The following is a 15,897-nucleotide window of genomic DNA, read 5'->3' on the forward strand; positions in this document are numbered from 1 at the left end:
GCCTCCTGGCGGCGGGGCCTTTACTTGATGCCTGTGAGCACGATTCCTTCGACGAACCGCTTTTGGGCTACCGCAAACAGGGTGACGATCGGCAGCATGGCCAGCACGGAGGCGACCATCAGCAGATGCCAAGGCGGAATGCGGAAACGGGACGAGGTAAAGGAAGACATGCCGACCGGAAGCGTGAATTTATCCGATGAGCTTAAGTAGAGCACGGGCGTCAAAAGGTCGTTCCAGCTGTAAATGAAGGCAAAAATGGCGACGGTCGCAAGCGCCGGTCCCGAAAGCGGAAGGGCGATTTGCCGCCACATGCGCAGCTCGCCGCAGCCGTCGATGCGTCCCGCGTCGAACAGCTCCTCCGGCAGCGTCGAAAAAAACTGCCTCAGCAAAAAGATGTTGTACGCCGATCCGAAAAACGCGGGCACGACGAGCGGCAAAAACGTATCCAGCCAGTTCAGCTTGGAAAAGAGAATGAACTGCGGGATCATGATCGCCGGATAAGGGAGCATCATCGTGCTGAGCATCAGCATGAACCACAGGTTGTTGCCTTTGCCCCGATATCTCGAAAAACCGTACGCCGCCAGAGCCGACGAAAGCAGCGTGCCGAAGACGGTCAAAACGCCGATGATCAAGCTGTTCATGTACATCTGGCCGAAGTTCAGCGTTTCGAAAATTTCCTTATAGTTGCCCCACTGCCACGATTCCGGGAAAAAGGACGGAGGAAACTTCAGCAGCTCTTTTTTCGATTTGAGCGAGGTGGAGACCATAAAGAACAGCGGCAATAACATCAGAAAGGTGGTGACGAGCAGGGCGATAAAGCTGGCGATGCGGACCCCGTCGATTTTGCGCCGGGTTCGGGTCCGGGATGACGCCCTTTGCGGGCCTGCAGCCGGGATCGTACTCATTCTAGCGTCCGCCTCCTTCATAGTGGACATATCGGTTCGAAAATTTCATGATCAGGGCCGTAAACACCATGACGACGACCAGCAGCACCCATGCCAGCGCGGAAGAGTATCCGGCCCGGTATTCCTTGAAGGCGCTGGTGTACAGGTTATACACATAGAACCAGGTCGAATAGTTCGGTCCCCCTTGGGTCATGACATACGCTTGGGTAAACACCTGGAAGGAGTCGATGATCCCCATGATGAGCTGGAACAGAAGCACCGGCGAAATCATCGGAAGCGTCACGTTCAGGAAAATCCGGAAGCGTCCTGCGCCGTCAAGCTTGGCGGCTTCGACCAGGCTTGCGGGCACGCCCTGCAGTCCCGCGAGGAACAAAATCATGCCGGAGCCCGCCGTCCAGAAGGACATGATCATCAGCGCGTACAGCGCGTAGTCCGGACTCATGAGCCACGCCGGGCCCTTGATGCCGAACCAGGACAGCACGTAGTTGAACAGGCCGATCGAAGGATTGAAAATCCAGTACCACAGGAGCGACATCGCCACGCCGGAAACCATGCTCGGAAAATACATGGCGGTGCGGAAAAAGCCGCGGAACGGTATTTTCTGGTTGAGCAGGAGCGCAAAGCCGAGCGACAAAAGCAGTTGGATCGGCACGCTGATGAACGTATACCGCACCGTCACCACAACCGACTTCCAAAACAGGTCGTTATGCAGCATCTCGGCGTAATTGGCAAGTCCGACAAATTTCGGCGGGTGAATGATGTCATAGTCCGTGAAGCTGTAATAAAGCGATGACAAAATCGGATACAAGGCGAATACCAGAAATCCGATCAGCCATGGAGAGATGAAAAGGTACATGTACAAGGTCTGCCGCCGGCTTTCGCGGTGAGTCACGGAAACACCAACCTTTCTTTTATTCTAAAAATTATAACGCTTTAACTTTCAGGATAAAATTCACTATATTATGTATGTTTTTAGAGGGTTATGACATCCAAAAGTTAAAGTGCTTTAATTTTTGAGTCCGGCCTGATGACATAATCATAGAGGATGATTTTCCAATTATCAACACTTTTTTTGCCGCCTTTGTAAGCGCTGCCGTTAGCGTCTGCGGCCAAGCCTTGCCCGACCATGCGGAAAAGGCCGATGCGGCGCGGGTTTTCATGATTTTTCCAGGCAACCGTTTTCTTAAAAATTGTTAAAATGAAATTTACATGAAAGGAATGTAATCTTATGAAAAGTGTGCTAACATACCATTGTTTTAATTTATTTTACTATTTAGGAAGCAAGGTGATTTCTGACTCATGACCGCGCATTCGAAGGAATTATCAGAAGCGTCAGAATCCAAACGTCTCAGCCTTGTGCGTTTAACCTGGCCCATCTTTTTGGAATTGTTTCTGTTTATGCTGATGGGCACCGTGGATACGTTTATGCTCAGTTCGGTGTCGGACGACGCCGTATCCGGGGTAGGGGCCGCCAACCAAATCATGTCGATCGCCATTCTCGTCCTCGAAGTCATCGGAACCGGGGCCTCCATCGTCGTCGCCCAATATTTGGGGTCGAGGAAAAAGCTTGAAGCCGCCCAGGTTACCGGTAACGCGCTGACGTTGAACCTCGCTGTCGGGCTTATCCTGAGCGTCGTGTTTATTGCGTTCGGAGGGGTCATGCTGAAGCTGCTCCACGTTCAGGGGGATATTTTTGAATATGCGCATTCGTATATGAAAATCGTCGGGGGCGGAATATTCCTGCAGGCGCTCATCAACGCCCTCGCCGCTACGATTCGTACGCACGGTTTTACGAAAGAAACGATGGTCGTTTCGTTTTTGATGAACCTTATCCATGTCGGAGGAAACTACGTGCTGATTTTCGGACATTTCGGTTTTCCCGCGTTGGGCGTGGAAGGTGCCGCCATATCGACGGTTTTCAGCCGGTTCATTTGTTTCGGCATGTTTTTGTGGCTGCTGTACCGGATTATGGAGGTACGGGTCGAGTGGAGATTTTACGTCCGTTTATCCAAGGACTACGTCCGCAAAATTCTCGGCATCGGCATTCCGTCTGCGTTTGAAAGCATTGTTTATCAGAGCTGCCAGCTCGTGTTTACGATGTATGCGACTTATCTGGGCGCCGAAGCGATGGCCACGCGCCAGTATGCCAACAATATTTCAATGTATATTTATTTGTTCAGCATGGCGATCGGCATGGGGACGGCGATCATCGTCGGCCATTACGTCGGCTCGCGCCGCAACCAGGACGCCTATACACGGGTGTTTCAAAGCGTGAAATGGGCTCTGGCCGCGACCATCGTCATCGACCTGATCGTCATTGCGTTCCGTACTCCGCTCATGGGCTTGTTTACCGACAACCTGGCGATTATTCGCATGGGAGCGCAGGTCATTCTGCTCAGCATCTTGCTGGAAACGGGGCGGACGGTGAACATCGTCATCATCAACTCGCTACGCGCCTCCGGCGATGCCCGTTTCCCGGTGTACATGGGGCTTATTTCCATGGTCTGCATGTCGCTGCCGCTCGGGTATTTCCTGGTGTTCCGCCTTCATCTCGGTTTGGCCGGCGTATGGCTGGCGATCGCGGCGGATGAATGGACGCGCGCCGTCATCATGTATTTCCGCTGGAAAAGCCGGGCTTGGGAGCGGCATGCGCTTGTCGCGCCTACGGAGCCGGAACCGGCGCCTGAAGCGGCGGCGACGACCGGTTAACAGGCCGCGGTATAAGAGGGTCATAAAATGCGATATAAGAAAAGAAGGCGCTGTCTGGTGGGCAGTTCCCAAGTTGCATAAACCAGACGGCCATTATATAATGTAAATACAATAGTTACAGTTAGTCGGCGGGGAAATCCGCCTTTCTTTTTGGGTTGTACTGTGCATAAAAAAGTATCAGTTAGTCAAATCTAGGTTTATCATTTCGAGGAGGATGACAACATGAAAGTTGAAGTATGGTCCGATTTTGCGTGCCCGTTCTGCTATATCGGGAAACGGCGTTTCGAAGCGGCATTGGAAGGTTTTGAGCATAAAGACGAAGTGGAAGTGGTGTTCCGCAGTTTCGAGCTTGACCCTAACGCGCCGCGTGTTAACGATAAAGACATGCACGCGATTTTGGCGTCAAAGTACGGCATGAGTTATGAACGCGCCAAAGAGATGAACGACAATATGACCGAGCAGGCGAAAACGGTAGGGCTGACGTACCGCTTCGATACGATGAAGCCGACGAATATGCTGGACGCGCACCGCTTGACGCATTGGGCAGGCGAATTCGGCAAACGTTACGAGATGACGGAGCGCCTGTTCAAAGCCTATTTCACGGATTCGGAACTTTTGGGCGACCGTGCGGTTCTGGCGCGCCTGGCCGGAGAAATCGGGCTGGATGCGAAGGCGGCGGCCGACATGCTCGAAAGCGACGCCTATCAAGCCGATGTCCGCGAGGATGAAGGCCAGGCGTCGAAGCTTGGCATCTCCGGCGTGCCGTTTTTCGTCGTAAACCAAAAATACGGCATTTCCGGCGCCCAGCCGGAGGAAGTGTTCACGAACGCGCTGAACGAAATTTGGAAAGAAGATCACCCGCTGAAAATGGTCGGCGGTTCGGACGAACTGGCATGCAAGGACGGTTCCTGCGCGCTGCCGACGGACAAAGAGTAATACGGACTTGAACGGCAAAAAGGAAGCTTCCTTCCTGACCCTTCATCGCGAAGCGGCAGGGAGCGGGCTTCCTTTTTTGTATGCAAACGACAAAACAGACCTTTAATCAATCGTCTTGGTCATCACCTTGAGCAGCTCGAAGCCGATGTCTTCGACATGGCTTTTTTGGGGGCGGAGAATGGAAAAAGGCCTGAGCGCAAAGCTGCCGTTGTTCGCCAGAACGATCACCGCCATATTTTTCTCCTTGTGAAAACCGATGAAGCTGCTCGATCCGAAGGTCCCGCCGTTGTGCCAGTGCACCTTGTCGTGATAGACGCCGGTCCGGATCATCCATCCCATGCCCGCTTCGTCGCTGCGGCGGAGACGGTGTCTGGGCCGATGGGTTTCCTTCATGGCGGCGGTGACGGGTGCTGCCCCCATGCCGACGTTGGCCTTGGCGAACTGCAGCAAATCCCGGGCCGTGGTCCGCAGCCCGCCGGCTCCCTCCAGCACGCCGAGGTCCCAATGGGGGACGGGTTTGCCGTTGGCCGTATAAACGGGCAGGAATCTCTGCTGCTGGTCGGGACGCAGACGGAACGCGGTATCCTCCATAAACAAAGGGCCGCAGATTTCCTCGCGTACAAGCTCCTCCAGGCTCCGGCCCGTACAGCGGGCCAAAATGTACCCGAGAAGCCCGGCGCCCAGATTGGAATATTCGAAATGCCCCGGCGCCTGCGGTTTGCAGGTCAACAAATCCTTTAGCAGATGCTCTTCGGTGTAATGCTGGTAAGGATTCAGTTTGTCCGTCTTTACGTACTTTAAGCCTGCGGGCAGCCGGGGGAGCCCGGAAGTGTGCGTTCCCAGCTGTTCAAGGGTAATCCGGCCGACCTCGGGGTTCGGCTCGCATTCAGGTATGTATTTTCCGACGGTGTCCGTTAATTTTAACTTGCCTTGCCGTTCGAGAATAAACAGCAGTGTGTTCGTAAAAGCCTTGGTAATGGATGCGGCCTCGTAAATGGCGGAAGCATAATCGAAGCCATGGGGTCCCCCTTGCCCAAAGCAGTATTGGTTTCCATGTTCCAGAATGCCGATCGTGACGGTTAACGGGGATTTTCGGCCGTAATGTTTCCGGACCAGCTCCTCGGCCAGACTCGCGATTGGATGGTCGGTTGTGATCATCGGTTGGCACCTCCATATGAATATAGACGCTGATTTTGCCAGATAGTTGCCGGAAAAATGGACATTTGACGCTTGAAAATCTTTTATGCACAACAGGTGAAAATCCGACAAATTCCTCCCATATTCTGAAAAAAAACCGAAAAACGTTCAAAAAACCTAACATTCGACGCCCGCGCGGCCGATATGTGAGGTATGATGTGCTTATATCAAAACGGAATTGGAGGGAATTAACATTGCAGAAGAAGCTTCAAAAGATGCTTGTCATGCTGCTTGTACTCGTATTGTGCATGGCATATTCAGGGGTCAGCATGGCTGCGAACACGGCGGCCGATTTGACCAAGCTGGTTCTATCGAAATCCCAGGTTACGCTGGAGATCGGCGATTCGGCTTCTGTGACGGCGACGGGCGTTTATAAGGACAATTCAACCGAAAATGTGACGATAAAAGCAAATTGGAGCAGTAAAAACAACGCGGTGGCCACCGTTTATAACGGCACGATTACCGCGGTAGGGGAAGGCACCTCGACGATTTCGGTCGTTTACGGCAATGAAACCGAATCGGTGCAGGTCAACGTGACGAAAAAGGTCAAGGCGCTCACGAAAGACGTGCAGAAGCTTGATCTGAAAATGGGCGACAGCCCTACGATCCATCTGACCGCAACCTATACGGACAACTCTGAGGACAAGGACGCTTCGAACAAAGCGGACTGGACCGTGGACGACAGCAGCGTGGTTTCGGTCGTGAACGGCAAAGTGACGCCGATCGGTCCGGGCAAAGCGACCATTACGGCCACTTACGGCAGACAATCGGCGACCATTCCGGTCAGCGTGGAAGTGGTCAAACGCTTGGACCCAAGCACAACGCAGGTATCGATGCTGCTGAGCGAAAACAAACCGGTTCAAATCAAGCTGCAAGCTACATATCCCGACGGCAACGTGAAGAACGACGTGTCGGCGCAAGCCGAGTGGTCCACCAGCAACGCGGAGGTAGCGGACGTCATTAAAGGCGAAATCACCGCTTACGGCCCGGGTACGGCGACCATTACGGCAAAATACGGCACGCAGACCGCGACCATCCAAGTGGACGTTGACAAGGCGATCCGTTTGCAGGCCAGCGAGCAGAACATCTTCCTGCACGCCAAGGACTCGCTTCCGAATCCGATTAAGCTGGAGGCCGTGTATCCGGACAAAGGCGCGGTAGACGTGACAAAAGATGCAACGTGGACTTCCAGCAACGAGCAAGTGGTATTCGTGAAACAGGGCGCGGTGACGGCCAATTCGCCGGGCACGGCGGTCATTACGGCCAAATACGGCGATAAAAGCGTGACGATCAACGTCGACGTCGACGTTCCCCGCCATCTCGATATGGTGGAGGACGTGGCTTTGAGTTTGAACGGAAACAAAACGTATCAGATTGAGCTGAATGCAACATACGCCAACGGCGAGACCAAACCGGTGCATGACAAAGCGCAGTGGAAATCCAGCAAGGAAGATGTCGTTTATGTCTCGAACGGGTATTTGACTGCCTATAAAAAAGGCGAGGCGGACATCACGGCGACTTATGGCGGCGTGAGCGTGAAAACCCATGTTGCGGTGGACATGCCTTTGAAAACCGAGCTTTCCTCGAAAAAGGTTTCCTTGAAGGTAAACGGGACGTACCAGGCAAGCATCGTGCTGGATTACGGCGCAAGCCAACCGGCGGAACAGGTAACGGATAAAGCCGAATGGAGCTCCAGCAAGGAAGACATCGCCAAGGTGGACGAAAACGGCGTCGTGACGGGCGTTGGCACGGGCACGGCGACGATTACCGCCAAATACGAAGGAAAAACGTATACGCTGACCGTTGAGGTAGGACTCGTCAGCGAATTGACCTCTCCGCAAAGTCTGATCATTATGTCGACCGGCGACAAGAAGAAAATCGACCTGACGGCGGTGGACGATCCGGAATCGCCGGACGGTCTGAACAAAAGGGCAACCTGGAAATCGGGCAATCCTTCGGTAGCCAGCGTTGACGGCGAAGGCATCGTAACAGGCATGAAGAGCGGCAAAACGACGATTACCGCCGAATACGGCGGCAAAAAAGTCACCGTGCAGGTTGAAGTCGATGTCATTTCGAAGATCGACGCCAACGTAGATTTCGTGTTATTGAAAACGGCCGGCAGCGCGAAGGACAAAACCGCAAACGCGACCGTTACGGTAACGTTCAGCGACGGCTCTACGAAAGACGTGAGCGATAAAGCCGAATGGAAAAGCTCCAATTACAAGGTGGCTTCCGTCGTAAACGGCAAAATCACGGCGATGGGCAGCGGCAAAACGACGATTACGGCCAAATACGCCAACAAAACCGTCCGCATTCCGGTGGAAGTGGACGTCCTGAAATATTTGCAAACGAACGAAGTCAACCTGAACATGAGCGTTGGCCAAACCTTCAATCTAGTCGCGACGGCCACGTACAACGACGGAAGCGAGACAGACGTGTCGAAGCCGGCGCTGTGGAAATCCTCCCGCATCCTGACCGCAACGGTCAAGGACGGCGTGGTGAAGGCGACGGGCAAGGGCAAGGCGACGATTACCGTTTCGTTTGGCGGCAAGTCGACGAAGGTGGTCGTAAACGTTAAATAAATAAACGGCAATAAAAGAACGGGCGGCGCAAGAAATCATCTTGCGCCGCCCGTTTTTTTATTCTACCCGTTCCACATCCAACACCGGTACGTTGATCGGCTGAGCGAGCGGATCTCCGCCGGGAACGACGTCTTCGAATCGACTGAACTTCCCGACAACGGTTATGCTCGCCCCCTCGTTAAACATGTAATCGCCATGCAGCTTCATGTAAGTCGTCCCTACCTGCGCCAGCGCGTCTCCTTCACCGCCGTATACGATGTAGCAGGCGAAACGCACCTTTTCGTTCGGATGGGCAAGCAGATCGGCCCCATCGATATCGGCGTAATCCTTTTGGAAGCCGGAGAATTGGTAGCTGTCCCCCTGCCGGACGTAGATGGCGTTTTGGGTTGCGGCCCCGCCTCCGTCTTCGCTTGCGCCGGCCGGGTTCGTCACCAGCAGCGACCGGTCCGGCTGCACCGTGTAACCGTCGGCTTCGAAGAAGAACAGCGGAGTCATCCGGCGGTCATGCACCTCATAAGCGGCATAGAGCGCTTTGCGCGAGGCGGATTCCCCTTCGACGAGAATGACCGGCGCCGACTTCGTGCTGAGCGATTCCTCGATAGACACGCTGCGGATGGCGACGTCCCCGGGAAATTCGGTCGTGCTGGCCGCCTGTACCGACTCGTCGGCATTCATGACCGCAAAGTAGATCGCGTTGGCTTCATCCGAGCCGATCGCATAAGCGCTGCCGCCAAACCGGCTGCCGCCGCCGCTGACATGGCTGTAGCTGGCCGTTTGCCCGATGAGCTGCAGCAGTCGGACCGGGTCATGGGCGGTCCAGGCCAATTTCGCCTTTTTCACTTCCTCGGACGTGTCCTGGTAGGCGGACAGCGCTTCGTAGAGAGCGATGGCTCCTTCGTAATCGTTGCTTTTGATTTTCCGCTGGGCGGATGCAAGCCATTTCCGGATTTGCCGGTCAATGTCTTTCAGGAGACCGGACTTGATCCCGGCGCTTTTGGCATAGGACTCGTAGGTTTTGGCATGGAGCGCGTAATTGGCCGGTTGATCCCCTTCGATATCCTTTTTTAGAATGGTTCGCGCCAGTTCCTCCGTTTTGCTTTTGACCCATGGCGCTTTGTGTTTCCGGCCTTCGTACTGGTCCATCAGCGATTGCGAGAAATCCAGCAGCTGGGCGAATTTGCCCGTGCCGGCGAGCCGGGACATCAGCCTTTCGTCAAAGTCCTTGAACTTCGCGCCGAGCTGCTTGGTTTTCTCGTCCGCTCCGCCGTAAAACGCATCCGGGATCGCCTGCAAATTCCACTTTGCGCCGGCTTCGTCCCCGTTCCCTTGATTCAGCTGCTGCTCCAGCTGGCCGTAAAACAAGCTTTTGAACTGCTGGAAATAACGCGTAATATCGTCCGATATGCCGTAGCCAGCCGAAATTTTCGGATAAACGGCCGCAAACCGCGCTTCCGCATGCATGAACTTGTTCCGCGCGTCCTGGAATTCGCCATAGGCCTGAAGGAAGCCGTTAAAATCCTGGCGCGAACCGGCCGTCTCCACGCGTTCATCAAGGCGGGACAACGCCGTTTTCATTTCAGTGATCGGCGAAAGTTCGTTCAGGCGCTCTTGGATCAGCGATTCCTTATAACGAATGGATTGGTTTTTGGCCGCTTTTTGGTACCATTCCTCCGCCTGAATGAGGTTGTTTTGCCGGTAGTACCGCTCCGCCTCGTCGATCCATGCCATTTTGCGTTTCATGTCCATTCCTTTGAACGCGATCAGAACCAGCATGGTTAAACAAAACAAAATGAGCGCATGCCGCAAGGTCAGCACTTGTTTTATTTTCATCATATGGACGGTCCTCCAAGCTCCCTCTAAAATTATCCGAAACATATTCCGATATAAATAGAATGTAGCATTTTTCGAATGTACGTCAAATGGCAAGCATTTCGACAGGTTAATTTGATATCGAGGAGATATGTACCATGAACGGCAAACCGAACCCGAATATGAAAACTAGAGGCTGGCTGAAAAATCTTTTGACCGCCCGCTCTGAAACCGCATCCGAGACTGCGGCGGCCGAAATTCAGGCAATAACCGAAAACGAGGCTGAACCTGCCGTCCCGGCTTCGTCCGACGTGGAACTTTCGCTGCTGGACCAGGACAAAGCGGCTTTGGACCTCATCGTTGCCGTCGAAAACATGCTGAATGACCGCCAGCTGACCGCGTTCAGATTAAAAGACCACGAAGAGCAGCTGCAAAACGCTTACGATACCATCAATCGTCTGAAAAACGAGCTGGGCAAAAAGGAACATGCGATCCTCGAAAAGGAAAAAGAATTCCGGAGTCTCGAGGACAAGCTGACGCAAAAGCAAATGAGCTACGACCAGCTGCTTGAAGACTATAAAGAATATCAAAACTCCGCAAGCTCCGGCATGGAAAATTTGAAGTACCAGCTGGAAAAGGAACGGAACAAATACGCCAAACTCAACGAGGAGTTCAGCCAATATCAGCATGATAGCGTGAGAAAAACGAAAGAGCTTGACGAAAAAATCCGGGATCTGGAAAGCGAAAACCAGAAGGTGGAAAGCCAATACCAAAAGGTGCTGGAAGAGAAAAACCATCTGCTGCAGACCATTTCCGATTTTACCGCACGCATGAATTTCTCGCTGACCCCTCCAACGGAATAACGGCAACGGGAGGTTTACCATGCAGCAACCCTATTTGACGAAGTGGCTTGAGATCCGGTCCATTGAAGAGCGGGAGTCCGGGGATTTTTTCATGCAGGTGGATTTCGTTTGCGGTCAAACGACCGCGTTGGTCTGGAAAGTGGACTCGTTTACGGGACAGCAAATTCGCCGGGCGCTGACGGAGACCGAGGACTCCGACATAAAATTCAGGCTGTCTTTTGCGAGCGAACGCAGCTCTCTGGATCAACAAAGGTACGGCCAAATTACCAGATACGGCAGAAACGCCGTGCGGAAAGTCAAATACGCTTGTTCAGAGACGTTTGCGGAACAGCTTGCCGTGCTGAAGCGGATCGGCGATGCCGGCGAGTTGGAGCGAGCGTCTTTCATCGCTCCAAGTCTTGACGGGAGAAATAGCGGCGGAATCGAGCCCGAACCCGAGCCCAAGCCCGATCCGAAACCTGCCAAGGCTGCAGTGAATGCCAAAAAAATGGTAAGTGTGGGCGCCGCTTTGCTGGTCCTTATTCTTTTATTTTATTTCTCTTTTTCCAAATCTTCACTCATGGATGAAAAGGCGCTGGCCAATACAGACGGGACGGCCCTGGGGGAAGGCGTTGCCGCGGAGGGCAAATCCGCGCAGGGGGAACGTTTGACCGCCCAAACCGAAAGGGAATCCTGGGTAAAAACGGCTGCCGCCGCCGTTCCTGCGGCGTCCGGGCCGCCCGTCCCCCTCAAGCCGGAATTTCGGGCGCCGGCAGCGGTCAGCTTGGATAAGCCGGTGAATTTCGGCATTTCGAAGGAGTCCGTCGCGATCACCTTTGATGACGGGCCTTCCAAATACACCAAAGAGATCGTCGATATTTTGGAGCATTACCATGTCGGGGGGACGTTTTTTTTCGTCGGAGCCCAGGTCAAAAGGTTTCCCGAGGCGGTGAAATACGTCTCCGACCAAGGATTGGCGATCGGCAACCATTCCATGACGCATTCCAATTTGCAGAAGCTGACTGCGGAGCGGCAGCAGGCGGAAATTTTGCAGACAAACAAGCTCATAAAGGACATTACCTCCAAGCCTGTCGTGCTGTTCAGGCCTCCCTACGGCTCCATGAACGGACATACCCGAAAAGCGGCGGAAGGCGCCGACATGAAAATCGTGTTGTGGAACCGCGATCCGGAAGATTGGAAAAGCAAAAACAGCCCGCAGCACGTGCTCAATTACATCGAGCATGCCCAGGCGGGGGGATCGGTCATCCTTCTGCATGAATCCGAAAAAACGGTCAGTCTGCTCCCGCAACTGATAGAATATTTGCAAAAGCAGCAGATTCCGATCGTAAATCTGGAATAGTCCTGACTCCCCAAACTGCTTGGTTCATCCCGTAAATATTTTATATACATAAGGATTTTGCAAAATCCTGACATAAGCATCGAACCCGAAAAGGCCTGCTCCATTTGTGAGCAGGCCTTTTCAAAATTTATGCCGGGTTATATGTTTCACGCATATCGCCCGGCTTTATTTTCGCGAAGGTGGAATCTCCGCCAGTCCAGGCCGGCGAAGCCGTATATGCTTTCCGTTTCTTTATTTTTTACGGCGTTTTGCGGACAAATCCGAAATTTGCGCAGGGTTCGGGGCGGTTTTATCGTCATATATTAACGGCCCCTCTAATAGAATTTGGACACATGCCTTATTCCCAGTTTTGAAATTCGGGGTCCCAGCGGTATTTTTCGTTGTAGAGAGCCGATACTTCGTTGCGCAGTCCGTTCCATGTTTGGTCGGGATGGCGGCGCACCAGCCGGTACAAGCGAAGGAAGCGGTCTTTGGGCATCTGGCGGACGTAGCGGAGAATGAAATCCGGATATGCATCCACGTACGTTTTCATCCGGACGGCCGCGCCGGCCACAAGCGCCAGGATCCGGGAGCCGTTTTTCATTTCGAGAATTTCCCGTTCATACCGCAGGACGTAACGGATGGCTTGATGTTTGATCAGCTCGCGTTTGATTTTGGCCAGCTCGCCGATGTATTCGGCCAAGGCCGGCTCAAAATCCTCGATCATCAGCGGCTCGAGCGTCAGATCCATGTCTTTGCGGAGCGCAAACGACTGCAGAAGCATGATCTGCTGCAAGCGGATCCGGTCATTACGTACAATCGTCGCCATTTCCCGCAAAATTTCGTAGCCGAGCTGCTCATCGTCTTTGATGGCGGCCGAAGCGGTCGTCAGGTTCATATAAATGCCTTCGATAATGCGCCGTTCGCTGCTGCGCAGCAGCTTATCCAGCTGCCTTCGGGTTTCGGGCTCGACCGTTTTTCGCTGAACCCACCAGAGCAGCCCCGTCAGCAGGAACCCGCCCGCAAGACTGAGGATGATCTGCAGGAAAGTTTGGCTGAACAGCACGGCCGCAAGGGTAATGAGCAGGGCGATCAGCCGCTCGTTTTGCATGGCATGTTTGGCTTGAATACGGGCCAGCTGCATGACCGGAATCAAAGCCTGTCTGCCGCAATTCGCGCATTTGTCTTCCCACAGCACCGTAAAAAATCGGCAATGTTTGCAAATTCTTAACTTTTCGTAGGCATATCTCGTCTTATGATAAGGGCGTAGGATCAGCGGCTTTTTCTTGGTCATCATGCGCGATCCCCCCGCGGGTTGGCGATTTCAAGGAGCGTTTCATCGAGATCCTCGGGCGAAGGCGCCTTCTTTTGTCGATGGAAGTACACGGCGATTTTTATGGCGGTAAAAAGAAACAAAATGCCGAGGCATCCGTATGCAATCATAATCCGCACTCCTTTCGGGGTTCAAAACGATGAGTTTTCGTTGGTGGGACTTATGCCCTATGTACAGCGCGACGGCCGCTCACATTGAACTTTACCGGCTTTAATTATATCATAATATAAAAGTATTGGGAGTTTTTAGTCGTCTTACGGCGGCCCTGTTGCTAGATTTGCAAATCTTTCAAATTGGTTATTTACGCAATTTTATCGTTTCTTAAGCATTTTTTAAGACTTTTTTCCTAAAGTAGAATGAAGGCCTAAGAAATCTGACAATTCACTAGAGAAGGAGTATCGAAAGTCTATGCTTCATAAAAATAAAATAGCACTTTGTCTCCTGCTGGTATGTTTGCTGATCTTGCCGGTTATAAGTCCCGGGGTTTCGGCTGCGCCTGCGCAGCCTTCCTCCCATATCGACGCCGTGCTCGTTCTCGATGCAAGCAACTCCATGAAAGCAAGCGACCCGAAAAGAATCAGCAGCGAAGCGATGAAAATGTTCATCGACATGCTTCAGGCGCGAGGGGACAAGGTAGGGATCGTCTCCTATACCGACAAAATCCAGCGGGAAAAGGCGCTGCTGACGATCCAGTCGAACTCGGACAAAAACGATCTGAAGCAATTCATCGACCAAATCGACCGCGGGGCTTACACGGACATTTCCGTCGGCTTGAAGGAAGCGGTCAAGGTGCTGAAGCAGGGCGCGGAACCCGGCCATGAGCCGATGATCGTCGTGCTGGCGGACGGCAACAATGAGCTCGATCCAAAATCGGGCCGGACCGCTGCCGAGTCCAATCAGGAGCTCAGCCAATCGGTACAGGAAGCAAAAGCCGGGGGCATTCCGATTTATACGATCGGGCTCAATGCGGACGGCAAGCTGAACAAGGACGCGCTTTCCAAGCTTTCGGACCAGACCGGGGGCAAATCTTTTTCGACCAGTTCGGCGGATGAGCTGCCGCAAATTTTGAGCGAAATTTTCGCCAGCCACCAGAAGCTGAAAATCGTACCGATCAGCTCGATTACCGCAAACGGAAGCTATCAGGAAGTCACCGTCAACGTGCCGAACGCAAACGTGCTGGAAGCCAACATTTCGCTGATGTCCGGCAAGCCGGTGGACGTGAAGCTGACCGATCCGTCGGGCAAAAACGTACCGGTTCCGTCGGCGAACGTACAGCGCTCCACGTCGAAAACCTATTCCCTGATCAAGCTCCTGAAGCCGGAGCAGGGCGATTGGAAGCTGCAGGTCAAAGGTGTTCCCAAAGATAAAATCGATATCAATCTCATTTTCAACTATGATCTCGAACTGGCCATGGAGCCGCTGAAATCGACCGCCGTCAAAAAAGGCGACACGGTCGACATCAACGCTTATCTCGTCAGCAACGGCCAGAAGCTCCAGAACAACGGCCTTTACAATGACATGAGCGCCAAACTTCTCGTCAAGGATCTCGACACCGGGGAACCGAAGGAAGTGGAGCTTGCCAATAAAGGAGACCATTTCGAAGGCTCTTACAAGGTCGAGGAGAAACATCAATACGAACTGAAGGTTCGGGCCGAAGACAAAAGCTTTTACCGGGAATCGAAGCCGGTGACGATCAGCGCCAAAGCTGCCGGCGCAGGAAGCGGAGGGACCCCGGCGGCGGACAAGGAAGACAAGAAACCATTTCCGGTGTGGCCCGTAGTGATAAGCATTGTTGTCCTGGCCGCTCTGGCGGCTGCCGCCTACTTTGTCATGGGTGCGGTCCGCAAAGCGAATAAAGGATTTGTCGGGCAGATCGTCGTGGAAATCCGCGACGAGAACACCGGCGAAAAAACGTATCCGCAATATAAAAAGCTGACCGCCTTCAAGGGCAAATTCAATCTGCATCAGCTGCTCCAGCTTGCGCCGGAGCTGAAGGAAACGGATAAAGTCATGTTTATGCCGGGCAAAAACGACCGGCTTGTGCTGAAAAACAACTCCGCTTGTACCGTCGAGAAATCGGGGCGCGCGGTGAACGCCGCCCAGGGAGCAGAGCTAAAAAGCGGCGACCGCCTCAGCATCTCGCTGCCGCAGGTGGATAAGACGATTTTGATCGAATATTTGGTGTGATGTTGAAGGACTTAAACGTGGTAAATATACGAACCTTGAGAAGCACTCAGGAGGGGAA

At 53.2% G+C, this 15,897-nt stretch carries 12 protein-coding genes; 6 read left to right on the forward strand and 6 right to left on the reverse strand.

Annotation, left to right across the window (positions count from 1 at the left end):
• Nucleotides 1-20 precede the first annotated feature (20 nt).
• Both RJP21_RS01360 and RJP21_RS01365 read right to left on the reverse strand, forming a co-directional pair.
• Complete coding sequence (locus tag RJP21_RS01360; RefSeq protein WP_310857770.1) at nucleotides 21-905, reverse strand: carbohydrate ABC transporter permease; 885 nt, start codon at nucleotides 903-905, stop codon at nucleotides 21-23.
• A 1-nt stretch (nucleotide 906) separates the two neighbouring features.
• Entirely contained in the window at nucleotides 907-1,761 is an 855-nt protein-coding gene (locus tag RJP21_RS01365; RefSeq protein ID WP_397386165.1) for a carbohydrate ABC transporter permease, read from the reverse strand.
• A 443-nt stretch (nucleotides 1,762-2,204) separates the two neighbouring features.
• Here RJP21_RS01365 and RJP21_RS01370 point away from each other — a divergent pair, with 443 nt between their 5' ends.
• Nucleotides 2,205-3,614, forward strand: coding sequence for an MATE family efflux transporter (locus RJP21_RS01370; protein WP_310857772.1), 1,410 nt, complete (start codon nucleotides 2,205-2,207; stop codon nucleotides 3,612-3,614).
• A gap of 222 nt (nucleotides 3,615-3,836) precedes the next feature.
• The gene (locus RJP21_RS01375; RefSeq protein WP_310857773.1) at nucleotides 3,837-4,550 is read left to right on the forward strand and encodes a DsbA family oxidoreductase; all 714 of its coding nucleotides are present in this window, start codon (nucleotides 3,837-3,839) and stop codon (nucleotides 4,548-4,550) included.
• A 102-nt stretch (nucleotides 4,551-4,652) separates the two neighbouring features.
• On the opposite strand, the gene RJP21_RS01380 is transcribed toward RJP21_RS01375, so the two are convergent.
• Nucleotides 4,653-5,708, reverse strand: coding sequence for a serine hydrolase domain-containing protein (locus tag RJP21_RS01380; RefSeq protein WP_310857774.1), 1,056 nt, complete (start codon nucleotides 5,706-5,708; stop codon nucleotides 4,653-4,655).
• Between the two features lie 233 nt (nucleotides 5,709-5,941).
• Between RJP21_RS01380 and RJP21_RS01385 the strand changes: the two genes are divergently transcribed.
• Nucleotides 5,942-8,329, forward strand: coding sequence for an Ig-like domain-containing protein (locus RJP21_RS01385; RefSeq protein ID WP_310857775.1), 2,388 nt, complete (start codon nucleotides 5,942-5,944; stop codon nucleotides 8,327-8,329).
• A gap of 57 nt (nucleotides 8,330-8,386) precedes the next feature.
• Here RJP21_RS01385 and RJP21_RS01390 read toward each other — a convergent pair whose 3' ends face one another.
• On the reverse strand, nucleotides 8,387-10,162 hold the full coding sequence (locus tag RJP21_RS01390; RefSeq protein WP_310857776.1) for a hypothetical protein: 1,776 nt from the start codon (nucleotides 10,160-10,162) through the stop codon (nucleotides 8,387-8,389).
• Nucleotides 10,163-10,296: 134 nt separating this feature from the next.
• On the opposite strand from RJP21_RS01390, the gene RJP21_RS01395 reads away from it, so the two are divergent.
• Nucleotides 10,297-11,001: a coiled-coil domain-containing protein gene (locus tag RJP21_RS01395; protein WP_160039307.1), complete on the forward strand. Its 705-nt coding sequence runs from the start codon at nucleotides 10,297-10,299 to the stop codon at nucleotides 10,999-11,001.
• A 19-nt stretch (nucleotides 11,002-11,020) separates the two neighbouring features.
• Nucleotides 11,021-12,340, forward strand: a complete 1,320-nt coding sequence (locus RJP21_RS01400) for a polysaccharide deacetylase family protein (protein WP_310857777.1) — start codon at nucleotides 11,021-11,023, stop codon at nucleotides 12,338-12,340.
• Between the two features lie 337 nt (nucleotides 12,341-12,677).
• Here the strand turns inward: RJP21_RS01400 and RJP21_RS01405 are convergent, their stop codons facing one another.
• Both RJP21_RS01405 and RJP21_RS01410 read right to left on the reverse strand, forming a co-directional pair.
• Nucleotides 12,678-13,616, reverse strand: a complete 939-nt coding sequence (locus RJP21_RS01405) for a hypothetical protein (protein WP_310857778.1) — start codon at nucleotides 13,614-13,616, stop codon at nucleotides 12,678-12,680.
• Nucleotides 13,613-13,762 carry a hypothetical protein gene (locus RJP21_RS01410; RefSeq protein ID WP_310857779.1) on the reverse strand — a complete coding sequence of 50 codons (150 nt, stop codon included), beginning with the start codon at nucleotides 13,760-13,762 and terminating at the stop codon, nucleotides 13,613-13,615. The genes RJP21_RS01405 and RJP21_RS01410 overlap by 4 nt, the downstream gene beginning before the upstream one ends.
• A gap of 298 nt (nucleotides 13,763-14,060) precedes the next feature.
• On the opposite strand from RJP21_RS01410, the gene RJP21_RS01415 reads away from it, so the two are divergent.
• Entirely contained in the window at nucleotides 14,061-15,839 is a 1,779-nt protein-coding gene (locus RJP21_RS01415; RefSeq protein ID WP_310857780.1) for a vWA domain-containing protein, read from the forward strand.
• The last annotated feature ends 58 nt before the right edge of the window (nucleotides 15,840-15,897 follow it).

The organism is Paenibacillus sp. VCA1 (assembly GCF_031583795.1).
In the GTDB taxonomy this organism is placed as follows: Bacteria; Bacillota; Bacilli; order Paenibacillales; family Paenibacillaceae; genus Paenibacillus_AQ; species Paenibacillus_AQ albilobatus.